Source organism: Hoyosella altamirensis (assembly GCF_014191505.1).
Taxonomy (GTDB): Bacteria; Actinomycetota; Actinomycetes; order Mycobacteriales; family Mycobacteriaceae; genus Hoyosella; species Hoyosella altamirensis.
This window is the reverse complement of record NZ_JACHWS010000001.1, coordinates 679,275-695,537: the sequence shown is the minus strand read 5'-3', so window position 1 is coordinate 695,537 and position 16,263 is coordinate 679,275. Positions and strand designations below refer to the sequence as shown.

General features: G+C 62.5%; 12 protein-coding genes, 2 tRNA genes and 1 pseudogene. 5 read left to right on the top strand and 10 right to left on the bottom strand.

Annotated features, from left to right (window positions below; all coding sequences use genetic code 11):
- Positions 1–24: 24 nt before the first annotated feature.
- Complete coding sequence (locus FHU29_RS03365; RefSeq protein ID WP_064440162.1) at positions 25–1,023, bottom strand: NAD(P)H-dependent glycerol-3-phosphate dehydrogenase; 999 nt, start codon at positions 1,021–1,023, stop codon at positions 25–27.
- A 145-nt stretch (positions 1,024–1,168) separates the two neighbouring features.
- On the opposite strand from FHU29_RS03365, the gene cofC reads away from it, so the two are divergent.
- The 3 genes from cofC (at position 1,169) to FHU29_RS03350 (ending at position 5,121) form a co-directional block, all read left to right on the top strand.
- Complete coding sequence (cofC, locus tag FHU29_RS03360) at positions 1,169–1,879, top strand: 2-phospho-L-lactate guanylyltransferase (protein WP_064440161.1); 711 nt, start codon at positions 1,169–1,171, stop codon at positions 1,877–1,879.
- Between the two features lie 213 nt (positions 1,880–2,092).
- Positions 2,093–4,186 carry an RNA degradosome polyphosphate kinase gene (locus FHU29_RS03355; RefSeq protein ID WP_064440344.1) on the top strand — a complete coding sequence of 698 codons (2,094 nt, stop codon included), beginning with the start codon at positions 2,093–2,095 and terminating at the stop codon, positions 4,184–4,186.
- A 14-nt stretch (positions 4,187–4,200) separates the two neighbouring features.
- Positions 4,201–5,121: an NUDIX hydrolase gene (locus FHU29_RS03350; protein ID WP_064440160.1), complete on the top strand. Its 921-nt coding sequence runs from the start codon at positions 4,201–4,203 to the stop codon at positions 5,119–5,121.
- Positions 5,122–5,535: 414 nt separating this feature from the next.
- Here the strand turns inward: FHU29_RS03350 and FHU29_RS03345 are convergent.
- The 3 genes and pseudogenes from FHU29_RS03345 to leuC all read right to left on the bottom strand — a co-directional run.
- Positions 5,536–6,228 (bottom strand): annotated as a pseudogene (locus FHU29_RS03345) (HU family DNA-binding protein); the annotation flags it as partial.
- Between the two features lie 133 nt (positions 6,229–6,361).
- A complete protein-coding gene (gene leuD, locus FHU29_RS03340) occupies positions 6,362–6,967 on the bottom strand; it encodes a 3-isopropylmalate dehydratase small subunit (RefSeq protein ID WP_064440158.1) in 606 nt (201 codons plus the stop codon).
- Positions 6,968–6,993: 26 nt separating this feature from the next.
- Positions 6,994–8,451 (bottom strand): 3-isopropylmalate dehydratase large subunit, encoded by a 1,458-nt coding sequence (gene leuC / locus FHU29_RS03335; protein WP_064440157.1) that lies wholly within the window; start codon positions 8,449–8,451, stop codon positions 6,994–6,996.
- Positions 8,452–8,593: 142 nt separating this feature from the next.
- Here leuC and FHU29_RS03330 point away from each other — a divergent pair, with 142 nt between their 5' ends.
- Positions 8,594–9,295: an IclR family transcriptional regulator gene (locus FHU29_RS03330; protein ID WP_041451129.1), complete on the top strand. Its 702-nt coding sequence runs from the start codon at positions 8,594–8,596 to the stop codon at positions 9,293–9,295.
- Positions 9,296–9,357: 62 nt separating this feature from the next.
- On the opposite strand, the gene FHU29_RS03325 is transcribed toward FHU29_RS03330, so the two are convergent.
- The 4 genes from FHU29_RS03325 to FHU29_RS03310 form a co-directional block, all read right to left on the bottom strand.
- Positions 9,358–9,430: transfer RNA gene (locus tag FHU29_RS03325), tRNA-Glu, on the bottom strand.
- A gap of 99 nt (positions 9,431–9,529) precedes the next feature.
- A tRNA-Gln gene (locus tag FHU29_RS03320) sits at positions 9,530–9,601 on the bottom strand.
- 97 nt (positions 9,602–9,698) lie between these two features.
- Positions 9,699–11,177 carry a glutamate--tRNA ligase gene (gltX, locus tag FHU29_RS03315; RefSeq protein WP_064440156.1) on the bottom strand — a complete coding sequence of 493 codons (1,479 nt, stop codon included), beginning with the start codon at positions 11,175–11,177 and terminating at the stop codon, positions 9,699–9,701.
- A 27-nt stretch (positions 11,178–11,204) separates the two neighbouring features.
- Positions 11,205–11,981 carry a fumarylacetoacetate hydrolase family protein gene (locus FHU29_RS03310; RefSeq protein ID WP_064440155.1) on the bottom strand — a complete coding sequence of 259 codons (777 nt, stop codon included), beginning with the start codon at positions 11,979–11,981 and terminating at the stop codon, positions 11,205–11,207.
- A gap of 112 nt (positions 11,982–12,093) precedes the next feature.
- On the opposite strand from FHU29_RS03310, the gene FHU29_RS03305 reads away from it, so the two are divergent.
- Positions 12,094–13,359: an MFS transporter gene (locus FHU29_RS03305; RefSeq protein ID WP_341478958.1), complete on the top strand. Its 1,266-nt coding sequence runs from the start codon at positions 12,094–12,096 to the stop codon at positions 13,357–13,359.
- A gap of 36 nt (positions 13,360–13,395) precedes the next feature.
- Here FHU29_RS03305 and FHU29_RS03300 read toward each other — a convergent pair whose 3' ends face one another.
- Both FHU29_RS03300 and serA read right to left on the bottom strand, forming a co-directional pair.
- On the bottom strand, positions 13,396–14,409 hold the full coding sequence (locus FHU29_RS03300; RefSeq protein ID WP_064440154.1) for a 3-isopropylmalate dehydrogenase: 1,014 nt from the start codon (positions 14,407–14,409) through the stop codon (positions 13,396–13,398).
- 14 nt (positions 14,410–14,423) lie between these two features.
- Complete coding sequence (gene serA, locus FHU29_RS03295; protein WP_064440153.1) at positions 14,424–16,019, bottom strand: phosphoglycerate dehydrogenase; 1,596 nt, start codon at positions 16,017–16,019, stop codon at positions 14,424–14,426.
- Positions 16,020–16,263: the final 244 nt, after the last annotated feature.

Sequence of the window (16,263 nt, the reverse complement as noted above, 5' to 3'; positions counted from 1 at the left end):
CGGCGCGCGGGCACCTGCAAGGTGTTACTCAGGCTTCATTCTGCGCCCAAGAAGTTGCTGGACCGCATCGAGCACCTCTTGTTCCTCATGGCACACCTGGTGCACCGCATTCGTCAGGGGCATTTCGACGCCATAGCTGTTTGCGAGCGCCTGCACCGAGGTGCACGATTTCACGCCCTCAGCTACCTGTCCATGCGTCGCAGCCTGCGCCTCTGCCATCGATCCTCCGCGGCCGAGCGCCTCCCCGAAACTCCGGTTGCGGGAAAGCGATGATGTACAGGTGGCGACGAGATCGCCGACGCCCGCGAGGCCCGCCAGCGTCGCCGGATTGGCGCCGAGCGCGACACCGAGCCGTGTTATCTCCGCGAGACCCCGCGTGATGATCGATGCGACCGTGTTCACGCCGAGGCCCACACCCGCTGCCATGCCGCATGCGAGCGCAATCACGTTCTTGCATGCCCCGCCAATTTCGCATCCGATGACATCCGCGTTGGTGTATGGACGGAAATACATTGTGTGGCAGGCCTTTTGCAGCGCAATTGCCCGTGACGAATCGGGACAGGCGATCACGGTCGCGGCTGGCTGACTTTCGGCAATCTCGCGCGCAAGGTTGGGCCCGGAAAGCACCGCGACGCGTGACTGATCAGCTTTGGTGACCTGCGTGATGACCTGGCTCATCCGCAGCAGAGTGTCCATCTCGATACCTTTCGCGAGGCTCATCAGCGTCGCGTCCGGCGGAAGCATTTCCTTCCAGGCCACAAGGTTGGTGCGCAGCGTCTGAGACGGCACCGCAAGCACGACGATGTCGGCGCCTTCGAGAGCAGCAGCAGGATCAGCGGTGGCGTGCAGACGTTCCGGCAGGATGATCCCGCGGAGGTAGTCACGATTCTCGTTACGTTCCTCGATGCATTGGGCGAGTTCCGCGCGACGGGCCCACATCATGACATCGGTACCCGCATCAGCGAGCACCTTCGCATACGCGGTCCCCCATGAGCCCGAACCCATCACTGCTGCTTTAGTCACGTGATCTACCTCCGATGTTCGTGGCTGCCCGCGGCATGTCACTCTGGGGTTGTTTCACCTCTGCTCACGCATTCTGCCAGTCGGCAACGCGCATCGCGGGGTAAGTAAGACACCGGCGCTGCCGGCTAACGCCTATGGTGGTGCTGTGAGCGCCACATGGATCCTCATCCCGGTGAAGCCCTTCGCCCATGCCAAGTCGCGTCTCAGCTCTGCCCTCGGCCCAGAAGACCGCGGCCGCATCGCTGAGGCGATGTTGCGTGACACCCTGTCCGCAGTGAGGTCGTGCGCCGACGTCAACGGAGTGACTCTCATCGGCCACCGGTCCGAGATTGCCGATATTGCCAGCGAATACGGCGTCTCAGTGCTCGATGACGCAGAACTTCTCGGCAGCGCAACGAAACGGATCCCTACCGGCACCATCGCTGATTCCCGCCTCAACGCGGTCATCGCTGGCGCGGCCGACACAATCCGCAGGGAGGCAGCGAATTACGCGATCGGCGTGCTGCACGCGGATCTGCCCGCGCTCGGTGCTCACGACATCACGGCAGTCATCGGCGACATGCGCCGTTCGCCGTCTCCGATCTTCGTGGCGGATCGGCACGGCTACGGCACCACCGGACTCTTTATGCCACAGGGTGTGATGTTCGCCCCACAGTTCGGAGAAAGCTCCGCGATACGCCATCTGCAGGCGGGGGCCGCCGCCGCGGCCGGCGAACTAGCCGGGCTGCGCTGCGACGTTGACACCCCAGAAGACCTCGAAGCAGCACTCGATGCTGGTGCCGGAAAGTGGACACGCGCGGCGGTAACACGCGCGATGTGCACCGGAACCTTTACCTGCGAGACACGAAAAGTTTAGGACGGAGTTGCCGCTCTGGCTTGCTGTCCTGCCACAATTTGAAATGATCGAAGAGTGAACCGTAGCGAACGAACCACCGAGCCGAAAAGCGGCTCCGTGGCAGTGACAGATACGTCCCAGGAACCCGATTCCGCGTCCGCGGGTTCGTTCGCCTCAGAAGCTGTTGAGGTTGCGGGCAATGGGGCCGGAGGTGCTGGCGAGCCCGTCCACGTTATCCCGTCAGCTCCGCCCGCTGCGACGTCCGATGAGGCGGCCGCCGAAGCGCTGCCACCCGATAGGTACCTCAACCGTGAGTTGAGCTGGCTCGACTTCAACTCACGCGTTCTCAGCCTCGCGGAGGACAGTTCCATTCCGCTGCTGGAGCGGGCGAAGTTCCTCGCGATCTTCTCATCGAACCTCGACGAGTTCTACATGGTTCGAGTCGCGGGCCTGAAACGGCGCGACGAGACAGGCCTTTCAGTGCGGTCAGCTGACGGCCTTTCACCGCGGGAGCAGCTCTCGCTCGTCGCGAAACGCACCCAAGAGCTCGCAGAAAAGCACGCCCGTGTTTTCCTCGATCAGGTCCGGCCCGCGCTCGCCGAAAACGGGATCTCCATCATCGCCTGGGCAGACCTCAGTGAACGCGACCGCGTAGATCTGTCGAAATACTTCCACGAGCATGTCTTTCCGGTACTGACCCCGCTCGCTGTCGACCCGGCACATCCCTTCCCCTACATCAGCGGTCTCAGCCTGAACCTGGCTGTTACGGTGCGTGACAGCGCAGCTGGCACGCACTTCGCGCGCGTGAAGGTGCCCGATAACGTCGCCCGTTTCGTGAAGGTGAGCCTCGAGGATCGTGAAGGTGTCGCGTTTCTCCCCCTCGAGGAACTGATCGCGGCGCACCTTGACGTGTTGTTCCACGGCATGGAAGTCGTCGAGCATCACGCGTTCCGCATCACCCGCAACGCTGATTTCGAAGTTGAAGAGGACCGCGACGAAGACCTGTTGCAGGCGCTCGAACGCGAGCTTGCCCGTCGCCGTTTCGGGTCACCGGTCCGGCTCGAGGTCTCCGACGATATGACCGAGCACATGCTGGACCTCCTCCTCCGCGAACTCGACGTGGATCCCGCAGACGTCGTCCATGTCCCGGGCCTACTCGACCTGTCGAGTCTCTGGCAAGTGTACAGCGTGGACCGGGCAAACCTGAAAGACAAGCCGTTCGTGCCCGCCACTCACCCCGCGTTCGGCGAGCGCGAAACCCCGAAGAGTGTGTTCTCCACGCTTCGGGAGGGCGACGTGCTCGTTCATCATCCGTATGACTCGTTCTCTACCAGCGTTCAGCGTTTTGTCGAGCAGGCTGCTGCGGATCCCAACGTTCTCGCGATCAAGCAGACGCTGTACCGCACGTCGGGCGACTCCCCGATCATCAACGCGCTCATCGATGCCGCGGAAGCGGGCAAACAGGTTGTCGCGCTCGTCGAGATCAAGGCGCGATTCGACGAGCAAGCGAACATCAAGTGGGCACGCAAACTAGAGCAGGCAGGCGTGCACGTCGTCTACGGGCTGGTGGGCCTGAAGACGCACTGCAAGACGTGCCTCGTGGTTCGTCGCGAAGGCTCGACGATCCGCCGCTACTGCCACATTGGCACCGGCAACTACAACCCCAAGACCGCTCGCCTCTACGAGGACGTGGGCCTGTTGACGGCAGCGCCCGACATCGGTGCGGACCTGACCGATCTGTTCAACTCGCTGACCGGGTATTCCCGGGTCGAGCAGTACCGCAACTTGCTGGTCGCGCCGACAGGCGTCCGGTCTGGCATTCTTCAGCGGATCGACGATGAGATCGCGCACCACCGCGCCGGGCGTCCAGCGCGGATCCGGCTGAAAGCGAACGCTCTCGTCGATGAACAAATCATCGACGGCCTCTACAAAGCTTCTCAGGCCGGCGTGCCAGTGGAAATCGTCGTCCGCGGCATCTGTGCGCTCAAGCCTGGCGTACCTGGATTGAGCGAGACCATTCATGTGCGTTCAATTATCGGGCGCTTCCTCGAGCACTCGCGCATCATGCATTTTCAGGGCTGCGATGAGTTCTGGATTGGCAGCGCGGACATGATGCACCGCAATCTTGACCGTCGGGTTGAAGTACTCGTGCGGGTCCGCGACCCCAAGAGCACCACGCAGCTTGATGAGCTGTTCGAATCCGCTCTCGATCCCACAACACGGTGCTGGATTTTGCAGGCTGACAGCAACTGGATCGCGGCCCCTGCTGACGGTGAACAAGTCCGGGACCATCAAGACGAACTCATTCGTCGCCATAAGGCGCAGTGAGGTCGCTTGCCCCTATGAGCGTAGTGTCCACGAAGCGCAGCAAATCGAGTGTCCTCGCCGCTGGTGCCGTCCTCTGGCGGCGCAATCCCACGGTGCGCGGAGGCGTAGAAATCGCGGTGATCCACCGACCGAGGTACGACGATTGGTCGCTGCCGAAAGGAAAACTCGACGCCGGTGAAACGCCGGTTGTCGCCGCGGCGCGCGAAATCGCGGAAGAAACAGGCTTCACCCCGAGGCTTGGCCGTCACCTCATCAGAGTGTCTTACCCACTTACGGATGCGCGCCGGAAGGAAGTTGACTATTGGTCGGCTGAGGCGCTCTCGGGTGAGTTCACTCCCAACGGTGAGGTCGACGAACTCCTCTGGGTGCCATTGGCGAAAGCTCCCAAAACCGTGACGTACAACCTTGACCGGCGCGTTCTCAAGAAGTTCGCTGAGTTGTCCGCTGACGTCACCACCCTGATCGTCATCCGTCACGGCAAGGCCGGTCGCCGGGGCGACTTCCCTGAGGATGACAACCTGCGTCCCCTCGACGCCGCTGGCCGAGCACAAGCTGAAGCTCTGGTGCCGCATCTTCTCGCCTACGGTGTCACTGACGTCCATTCGGCAGACCGAACGCGCTGCATCCAGACGATGGCTCCCACCGCGGATGAGCTAGGCAACGCGGTCATCATTGAGCCGACCATGTCAGAAGAGGAATACGTTCGTAAACCGAAGGCCAGCAACGAGCGCCTGCTCGAGATCTCACGTCTCCCTGGCGTACACGCGGTGTGCAGTCAGGGTGGTGTCATCCCCGGGCTACTCGATTGGCTCGCGGAGCGGAGTTCGATAACCCTGCCGCCCGCGAAGAACCGCAAAGGGAGCCTCTGGGCGCTCACCATGCTCGACGGACGGTTGCTGAGCGCCGACTACCTGGACTCTCCACTCGGGGACTGAAGTCTCCGAGGCGAGTCGTCAACCGCTGCACACGACACGCAAAAGCACGGGCCGCGGGGAGATGCGTCACGATGAGTGGCGCGATTGCCCGTAACCCGTGCTTCGACTCTCGCCTGGTCCAGCAAACCGAGTCAGCGACTACGTCTCTGACCCGCTGCCCTCGCTCGGTGCTGCGCTCTTGCGGGCGCGCGTCGTCTTCTTGGCCGTAGTCGTTTTCTTGGCCGCGGTCGTCTTCTTAGCGGTGGTCTTCTTCGCCGCCGTGGTTTTCTTTGCTGCGGGTGACTTCGCCGCCGTTGACTTCGTAGCCGTCGACTTCGCAGGCGTAGTCTTCTTCGCTGCCGTCGACTTCGTAGCCGCCGACTTCGCAGGCGTAGTCTTCTTCGCTGCCGTCGACTTAGCCGCGGTCGACTTCGTAGCCGTCGACTTCGCAGGCGTAGTCTTCTTCGCCGCTGTCGACTTCGCCGCCGTTGACTTCGTAGCCGTCGACTTCGCAGGCGTAGTCTTCTTCGCCGCCGTTGACTTAGCCGCGGTCGACTTCGTAGCCGTGGACTTCGCCGCGGTCGACTTCGCTGCCGTGGACTTCGCCGCTGTCGACTTCTTAGCGGGGGTCGACTTCGCAGCGGTGCTCTTCTTGGCGGCGGCCTTCTTTGCGGGAGCCTTCGCCGCTGCACCCGATGAGTCGGCCTTGGCGCTCACCGCCTTTGCCGATGCCGCACGGCGGGGCGCTTTCGCGACGGTGCTCCGGGCGGCCCGCGGCAGCGGCGCCTTTTCCTCGTCCGCCGACGCACCTGCTCCCCGCTTCACTGCCGGCCCCTCGGCCGGCAGTTCAGCGGTGCCGGACACCAGCGCCTTGAACTGAGCGCCCGGCCGGAAGGACGGCACACTCGTCGGTTCAACACGGACGGTGTCTCCGGTGCGCGGATTTCGTGCCACACGGGCGGCACGCTTCCGCTGCTCGAACACACCAAATCCGGTGATTGTCACGCTTTTTCCCGCATGTACTGCTCGCACGATCAAGTCGACGAACGTCTCAACTGCCTGCGATGCACTGCGCCGATCTGTCCCCAGTTTTTGGGTGAGGGCATCGACGAGATCCGCTTTGTTCATGGATAGCCTCCGCACAATGTGGCCCCATTCGGACCGGCCAAAGTCTCACGGTTTACCCGTGTTCCTCAAGAGTCTATGTGCCACGGCAAATCTCGTGTGCGGAGTTCGCAGAAATTAGTCCCTATTGCGGGAATTAATTTTCCGCGCGCGCCGGAAGGGTTTTTGGTTTCCATGCTGGACGCTGACTCTCGAAATCGGCGATCGCGTCAGCATGACGCAGCGTAAGGCCAATATCATCGAGCCCTTCGAGCAACCGCCACCGTGTGTAGTCATCAATATCAAAGGGCACCATGAGAGTTCCCGCACTAACCGTCTTTGACTCGAGATCCACGGTCACCTCAAGGCCAGGCTGTTCCTCGAGGGCTTTCCAAAGGAGCTCAACGTCAGACTGCTCAACTTGAGCGGCGAGCAACCCCTGCTTGCCGGAGTTCCCGCGGAAAATGTCGGCGAATCTCGAGGAGATCACGACCCGGAACCCAAAATCCGACAGCGCCCAGACGGCGTGTTCTCGGGATGAGCCCGTTCCGAAATCCGGCCCGGCTACAAGTACTGAACCCTGCTGATACGGGGGCACGTTCAGAATGAACGACGGATCATTTCGCCAGGCGGCGAACAAGCCGTCCTCGAACCCTGTTCGTGTTACCCGCTTGAGATAGACGGCGGGAATGATTTGGTCGGTGTCGACATTGGAGCGCCGCAAAGGCACGCCGATCCCTGTGTGGGTCGAAAAAGCTTCCATCAGTTGTCCTCAGGTTCGAGAAGTAGTCAGTCCAGGTCTGTAGGCGCTGCGAACGTGCCCTTGACAGCGGTTGCAGCGGCAACGAGCGGCGAAACGAGGTGCGTGCGACCGCCTTTGCCCTGTCGCCCCTCGAAATTCCGGTTCGATGTCGACGCACACCGCTCACCGGGCGCGAGCTGATCTGGGTTCATACCGAGACACATGGAGCAGCCCGCACTCCGCCACTCAGCGCCCGCTGCTTCGAAAATCGCTCCAAGACCCTCAGCTTCAGCCTGCGCTCGTACGCGCATCGAGCCAGGCACGACGAGCATGCGCACACCCGGGGCTACTGTGCGACCTTTCAGGACCTCCGCTGCGGCACGAAGATCCTCGATCCGGCCATTCGTGCACGACCCGATGAACACGGCATCCACAGCGATGTCACGCATCGGAGTGCCCGGGGTCAGGTCCATGTATTCAAGGGCCTTGTATGCGGACTGCTTAGCGCCCTCGTCGCCATACAACTCTGGATCGGGCACTGCCTCACCGAGCGGCACTCCCTGGCCAGGGTTGGTGCCCCATGTCACGAATGGCGTGAGTGCCGCCGCGTCGATGTACACCTCTTGGTCGAACTGCGCGCCCTCGTCGGTCTTCAACTGCTCCCACGCGGCGACGGCGGTATCCCAGTCGGCGCCCTGCGGGGCGTGCGGACGTCCTTTGACGAAGTCGTATGTGATCTGATCTGGAGCGATCAGGCCCGCGCGAGCGCCGGCTTCGATCGACATGTTGCAGATCGTCATTCGGGCTTCCATCGACAGCGAGCGGATCGCGTCGCCACGGTACTCGAGGACGTAACCCTGTCCCCCGCCCGTGCCGATCTTGGCGATCACCGCGAGAATGATGTCCTTGCTCGTGACACCAGGAGGCAACTGGCCATCGACATTGATCGCCATCGTCTTGAACGGGCGCAGCGGCAGCGTTTGAGTCGCGAGCACGTGCTCGACCTCGGACGTGCCGATGCCCATGGCGATGGAGCCGAAAGCGCCATGCGTCGAGGTATGACTATCACCGCAGACGATGGTCATGCCCGGTTGTGTCAGCCCTAGCTGCGGTCCGACTACGTGAACGATGCCTTGTTCGATATCACCCATCGGGTGCAGGCGGACGCCGAACTCTTCACAGTTCTTGCGCAGTGTCTCCACCTGCGTACGCGAAACGAGGTCCGCGATGGGCTTGTCGATGCCCACAGTCGGAACGTTGTGATCCTCGGTCGCGATCGTGAGGTCTGGGCGGCGGACCGGACGGTCAGCGAGACGGAGGCCGTCGAATGCCTGCGGACTAGTCACCTCGTGCACGAGGTGAAGGTCGATGTAGATCAGGTCTGGTTCGCGAGACTCGCCTTCTCCGGAGCCTCGCACGACGACGTGCTCTTCCCAAACCTTCTCAGCCATGGTGCGGGGGCGTTGCTCCACTGCTGCACCGCCCACGGGAGATTCGCTTGCCATTTCTCACCCTCATCCCAGAGGACCCCAATGGACCGGAATTCATGGGCTGGCCGGTCCGTGGATCCACCGATCTCATTGTCCCGGGTGGGGAACTTCTCCGCCACCACTAGAATCTCAGCATTCGGAACGTTAATATCGTCTTGTGAGACAGCATAGCGGTATTGGCGTTTTGGACAAAGCGGTGGCCGTACTCCACGCAGTCGCGGAGGAGCCCTGTTCCCTCAGCACTCTGTGCGAGCGAACCGGCCTGCCCCGTGCCACGGCACATCGACTCGCAGTCGGCCTTGAGGTGCACCGACTCCTCGCGCGCGACACGAAGGGCCAATGGGTTCCGGGCGCGGCGCTTGCCGAACTTGCGGCCACGGCTGGTGACACGCTAATCGACGCCGCATCCTTCGTACTGCCAAGGCTACGGGAGATCACTGGCGAGAGCGTCCAGATCTATCGCCGCGAAGGCATAGAACGGGTGTGCGTCGCCGCGATGGAACCACCGACTGGCCTGCGCGACACGGTACTCGTCGGCGCCCGGCTGCCGATGACCGCCGGATCGGGCGCGAAGGTCCTCCTCGCCTGGGCGGACATCACCACACAGCGAGCAGTTCTGCCTGAGGCGCAGTTCACCGAACGGGTGCTGATAGAGGTGCGCCGCCGCGGGTGGGCACAGAGCATCGCGGAACGGGAGTCGGGCGTTGCCAGCGTGGCCGCCCCGATCCGGGACGCGACAGGAACCGTCATAGCGGCAATTTCTGTCTCCGGACCGATCGACCGGATGGGCCGGAAACCTGGTGCCCGGTGGGCTGCAGATTTGCTCGCCGCCGCGGACGCGATACAGAAACGTCTATAACAGAAACCTACAAGGAAAAATCAAAGACCCTCACCTCGAAAACCGAGATGAGGGTCTTTTTGTAGCCCCGACGGGATTTGAACCCGCGCTACCGCCTTGAGAGGGCGGCGTCCTAGGCCGCTAGACGACGGGGCCAGGACTGGAGGAAGTCGTCACAACTTCGCCCATGAGCCAGAAGGCTCAGCCAGCATAACTGGCCAGGGCGCGCCTGCAAAATCGCTCGTCACCCTGTTGCTGGGGTACCAGGACTCGAACCTAGAATGGCTGAACCAGAATCAGCTGTGTTGCCAATTACACCATACCCCAATGCCCTGGAACGGTTTCTCATCGCGAGCGAAGCATTACCGCCCCAGGCCGGAGAACAGGTTAGCAAACCCAGTCCCCGAATTTCCAAACGTGCAGCTTATTTCAGATTTTCTCGGGCCATCTGGAGTCTGGAGAGCGACCTGTCGCGCCCTAGCAGCTCGAGAGACTCGAAAAGGGGCGGACTGATGTGGGAGCCGGTCACTGCGACGCGGACCGGACCGAAAGCCAGCCGCGGTTTGAGCTCGAGACCGTCGATGAGTGCCGATTTCAGTGTTGCCTCGATATGTGAGGCTGACCACTCGCCAAGGTCACCCAACGCTGAAATAGCCGCGTCGAGCACCGTCGCGGATTCCGGCTTGAGGTTTTTTGCCGCTGCCGCTGGGTCGACGGAGAATTCGGTGTCGGACACATACAGGAACTTCATCAGTGCCCAGGCGTCGCCGAGAACCACAATGCGCGTCTGTACCAAGTCGGCGGCGGCAGCGAAATCAGCTTCGTCGATGTCAGCAGGCAGGTCGTGGTGCTGCTCCAGGTATGTCCGGAGCCGCTGCGCGAAGTCAGCAGGTGCAAGCAGGCGGATGTGCTCAGCGTTGATCGCATCGGCCTTCTTCTGGTCGAAGCGGGCCGGGTTGGCCGAGACGTCACCGATCTCGAAAGACTCGACCATCTCCGGCAGTGTGAAAATGTCCCGGTCCCCGGAGATCCCCCACCCGAGAAGCGCAAGGTAGTTCAGAAGGCCTTCCGGGATAAAGCCGCGCTGGCGATGCAAGAACAGATTCGACTGGGGATCGCGTTTGGACAGCTTCTTGTTGCCGTCCCCCATCACGTACGGAAGGTGGCCGAAGCGGGGCACCTGGTCCGCGACACCGACCCTTTCCAGCGCCTCGTACAGCGCAATCTGACGCGGCGTTGACGAAAGCAGATCTTCACCACGCAGCACGTGAGTGATTTTCATAGCGGCATCATCGACCGGATTCACGAGTGTGTACAGCGGATCTCCGCTACCTCGTGTCAGCGCGAAATCCGGCACCGTACCTGCCTTGAAGGTGATTTCGCCGCGCACTAGATCGTTCCACGTAAGGTCGTGGTCCGGCATACGCAGCCGCACCACCGGCCGGCGTCCCTCAGTCCTGAATGCTGCGCGCTGGTCCTCAGTGAGGTCACGATCGAAGTTGTCGTACCCGAGCTTGGGATCTCGCCCGGCTGCACGATGCCTGGCCTCAACCTCCTCTGGCGTGGAGAACGACTCGTACGCCTCCCCCGCTGCAAGGAGCTTCTCCACGACCTCGAGGTGCAGGTCGCGACGCTGGGACTGACGGTAGGGCGCGAAGGGTCCGCCCACCTCAGGCCCCTCGTCCCACGTGAGACCAAGCCAGCGGAGGGCGTCTAGGAGTGCGTTGTACGACTCTTCGCTGTCGCGCTCCGCATCAGTGTCCTCGATGCGGAAAACGAAGGTTCCGCCGTGGTGCCGAGCGAATGCCCAGTTGAAAAGAGCGGTGCGGATCAAACCGACGTGCGGGGCACCCGTAGGTGAGGGGCAGAAACGGACGCGGACAGGGGTTTCAGCTGTAGTCATAGCTCACTTCGTGTTCGGGAGTGCCAATCAGGATTCGCGAAGAACCGCCGGGTTGGAAAGCGTACCGATTCCCTCGACCGTCACGGAAACGGTCTGGCCGGCACGCACCTGTCCGACGCCTTCCGGCGTGCCGGTGAGGATGACGTCTCCCGGCAGTAGCGTCATCACGCGTGAGACCCATTCGACCAGGTCCGGGATTCTGTGGATCTGCAAGGATGTCCGGCTGTCTTGCACGGTCGCACCGTCAAGTTCGGTGGTGATGCGGAGATCGCCTGGATCGATCTGAGTCTCAATCCAGGGACCGAGCGGACAGAAGGTGTCAAAACCCTTCGCCCGTGTCCACTGGCCGTCCTTACGTTGCAAATCGCGCGCCGTGACGTCATTGGCGACGGTGTAGCCGAGGATGACATCACGCGCACGTGCCGCCGGAACGTCTTTGCAGGGACGACCGATGACAACGGCCAGCTCGCCTTCGTAATGCACTTCCTCAGACGACGCTGGTAATTGAATGGGGGCACCGGGTCCGGTGATCGACGTCGACGGTTTCATGAAGATCACTGGTTGTTCTGGGGCATCGCCACCCATTTCGGCAGCGTGGGCAGCATAGTTCTTTCCTACGCAGACGACCTTGCTCGACAGGATCGGGGCGAGCAACCGCACGTCTGACAGTTTCCACACCCTCCCAGTGAAGGTGGGGGTGCCGAATGGGTGCTCGGCAATCTCACGGACGGTGGCGTCGGATTCGTCGCCGTCAACCGCGACAAAGGCAACACCATCAGGGCTCGCAATTCGACCAAGACGCATGGTGACGAGCCTAGCGGGTGCCGTGAAGCCGTCCGCCCCGGCACTTCAGGTACAGTTGACACCATCCATATTTCGGGAAATGTGTCCCATTATTCGGGATTTGAGGTGTGCGATGACTGAATCAGGTGTGCAAGACAGGCGAGCCTGGCTCATCCTCGCGATAAGCACAGCCGCTCAATTAGCGTCATCCGTGATCGTGGCCAGTGGAGCATTTCTCATTCCGGCCCTCAGCGACCCCAACGGCGAGTATCGATTGACGCTTGCCGCAGCGGGAACCGTCGCCGCAATGACAACAGCGGGACTCATGCTCACCCTCGTGTTGTGGGGCTTACTGGTCGACCGGGCGGGCGAACGAATAACTCTGATGATCGGGCTGAGCGCGGGCGCAGCAGCAATGGCCGGACCACTTCTGTACCAATTGATTCGCGGCGAGGGTATCGAGACTTCCGGCCCGGTGGCACTCGCTGGCATCCTGCTTGCGGGCGGCATGGCTGCTGGCAGCGCCAACGCGGCGAGCGGGCGCCTCGTCATCGGATGGTTCCCAGTGCACCGGCGTGGCACAGCGATGGGTATCCGCCAGATGGCACAGCCCCTCGGCGTCGCTACCGCGGCGGTGTCGATACCGACCGTCGCAGCGCAATTTGGTGTCGCCGCGGCGCTAGCGATTCCCGCTGCGCTAACGCTTCTCGCGGCCGCAGCCACCGCGCTCTGGGTGACGGATCCGCAGCGGCCGTCGCGAACCTCACCCCACTTCAGTGAACTGCGCAAACACCCATACGCACGGCACACCGGCCTGCTCCGCATTCACGCCAGTGCAGTACTGCTAGTAATTCCGCAGTTCACGATCTGGAGTTTCGCGCTCGTCTGGCTGATGACGGAACGCGAATGGTCCGCGTTCACCGCGGGTTTGCTTGTTGGCGCGATCCAGCTCGCTGGAGCCGGTGGCCGCGTCGCGGCGGGCGCATGGTCGGACCGCGCCCATCCGGATCATCGCTGTCACCGCCGCCGTCACGATGGGTGCGCTCGCACTGACCGATCTGCGTGGCATGTCGATTGCCATCGTGCTCCTCGTAGCCGCCGGCGTCATCACGGTCGCCGACAACGGTGTCGCGTTCACAGCGGCAGCCGAGATTGCAGGGCCATTCTGGGGCGGTCGGGTACTCAGCGTCCACAACACGGCCCAGAACGCCGTCGCTGCCGCTGTACCGCCCGCTTTCGGTGCCACGATCACCGCCGTAGGTTTTCCCGCCACATTCGCGTTTGCAGCCGCTTGCGCGCTGATCGCGGCGCCCGTGGTGCCGCGCTCTATCGGCTCACGCACGTGAGCATCCCAGAGTCTCACAAGAAACGGGACAGGCTCAGAGGTTCTTTCCTCTGAGCCTGTCCCGTTTGGGGTGAATCTGTTATCGCAGCCCTAGATGGCCGCCGCGATCCGGTCACCGATCTCGCTCGTCGAAGCACCGGTTCCGGACTCACGTGCCGCCAGATCCGCCGCGACCGCAGCATCGATGCGTTCCGCTGCGGCGGAATCACCCAGATGCGACATCAGCAGGCCTACCGACAGAATCGCGGCCGTAGGATCCGCTTTCTGCTGGCCTGCAATGTCCGGCGCGCTGCCATGGACCGGCTCGAACATGCTTGGGTTCGCCCGGCTCGCATCGATGTTGCCGCTCGCGGCCAGACCGATGCCTCCCGTCACCGCTGCGGCAAGATCGGTGATGATATCGCCGAACAAGTTGTCGGTGACGATCACGTCGAATCGGCCTGGGTCGGTCACGAGGTGGATCGTCGCTGCATCGATGTGCTGGTACCCCACTTCTACCTCGGGGTATTCCTTCGCGACCTCGTCGACCGTCCGCGACCACAATGCCCCGGCAAAAGACAGCACGTTCGTCTTATGGACGAGGGTGAGGTGCTTGCGCCGCGTCATCGCGAGATCGAACGCGTACCGGACGACCCGCTCGATCCCGAAACGAGTGTTGACGCTGACTTCGGTCGCGACCTCGTTGGGGGTACCGGTCCGCAGGGCGCCACCGTTTCCGATGTAAGGGCCTTCAGTGCCCTCGCGTACGACAACCACGTCGACAGGCTTGTTACCGGCGAGCGGCCCGATCACCCCGCTGTAAAGCTTCGACGGGCGGAGGTTCACATGGTGGTCGAGCGCGAAGCGGAGCTTCAGCAACAGGCCGCGTTCGAGCACCCCTGGCGGGACCGAGGGATCACCGATGGCGCCCAGCAGGATGGCGTCGTGTCCGCGGACTTCCTCAAGAACTGACTCCGGCAGAATCTCACCGGTCCGGTTGTAAAGGCGCGCCCCGAGATCGAACTCCGCTGTTTCCGCGTCAGGAGCGACAACCTTGAGCACCTTGAGGGCTTCGGCGATGACTTCCTGCCCGATTCCATCGCCTGGAATCACTGCGAGTTTCATTTCGTGGTCCCCGATCAGTCCAGCACGATGACGTCGATGCTCGACGCGGCGACTCCAGCAGCGATCGAATCCCGGACCTCCTGCGGAACGTCACGGTCGATACGAAGCAGGATCGTGGCGCGGGGACCGTCCGTGTCCTGGCTGAGCTGAGCAGCGAGAACATTGATACCGGCCTCGCCCAGGCGGGTGCCGATCTTACCGAGAGCACCAGGCTGGTCGTCGTAGTGGATGAGAAGGTTGATGCCCTCAGCGCGCATGTCGAAGTTGCGGCCGTTGATGTTGACGATTTTTTCGACGCGGGCCGGGCCGGTCAGGGTGCCCGCGACGTTGATGATGTCACCGTCACTGAGCACGATCCGGACATCGACAACGCTGCGGTGATTCGGGCTCTCCGCCGTGGTCGTGACCTCAGCTTTGACACCGCGCTCCTCGGCGATCGCGGGAGCATTCACGAACGTCACCGAATCATCGATAACCGCAGAGAACAGGCCACGCAGAACCGACAGCTTGAGAATGTCGACATCTTCGCTCGCGAGCTCGCCCCGCACATCCACCAGAACGCTCGCCGGCCGCTCTGGTGACAGCACCCCGGCGAGTACACCGAGCTTCCGCACAATCTCGAGCCACGGCGCAACTTCCTCGGCCACTGGTCCGCCAGCGACGTTCACGGCGTCCGGCACGAACTCGCCCGCAAGCGCGAGCTGAACACTCTTCGCGACGTCCGTACCCGCACGATCCTGAGCCTCGGACGTCGAGGCTCCAAGGTGGGGCGTCACGACGACCTGGGGCAGGTCATACAGGGGGCTATCAGTGCACGGTTCAGTAGCGAACACGTCGATGCCGGCAGCTTTCACCTGGCCGCTCTTGATGGCGTCGGCCAGGGCGCTCTCATCAATGAGTCCGCCGCGTGCGGCGTTGACGATGATGACGCCCTTCTTGGTGCGCGCGAGTTCCGCCGCGCCGATCAGGCCCTTGGTTTCCGGCGTCTTCGGAAGGTGGATCGAGATCATGTCGGCGCGCTCGAGAAGCTCCTCGAGAGTGACAAGTTCAATGCCCAGCTGAGCGGCGCGGGCAGGGGAAACGTAAGGGTCGTAGGCGATGACGTTCGTCTCGAAGGCAGCGACCCGCTGTGCAAAGAGCTGACCGATACGCCCAAGACCCACTACGCCCACGGTCTTTCCGAAGATCTCGGTTCCGTTGAAGCTGCTGCGCTTCCACTCACGGCCACGCAGCGTGAGGTCGGCGGCGGGAATCTGGCGCGCGGTGGCCATCAGCAGCGCGAATGCGTGCTCGGCAGCGCTGTGGATGTTCGACGTTGGAGCATTCACCACCATGACACCGCGTGCCGTGGCTGCGGGAACGTCGACGTTGTCGAGACCGACACCGGCGCGTGCCACGATCTTCAGCTTTGGCGCTGCGGCGAGAACTGCCTCATCGACCGTCGTCGCGGACCGGACGAGCAGCGCGTCAGCGTCGGCAACGGCTTCGAGCAGGGCCGGCTTGTTCGGGCCATCAACCCAGCGGACCTCTACATCACCACCAAGCGCGTCGACGGTGGACGGTGCGAGCTTGTCCGCGATCAGAACTACCGGACGGCCAGATGGTGTCACGTGCGAACTCTCCTCATTCAGTGCTCAAAAGACTCGTTAATTGCGTGCGCCGGGCTGCCCCGCACTACGTAAGGTGCACTCGGCGTTCACGCTGACCGCAGATAGCCTAGTCTGCGCCCCTACCACATTCCACACCGCGGCCCCAGATCTCACATAGCGGAAACGTGCGGGGCCGGACGGATCCGTACCAAGTACTAAGGCCAACCAATTACAACTGCATATCGATCCGGTCACGTACGCTCAG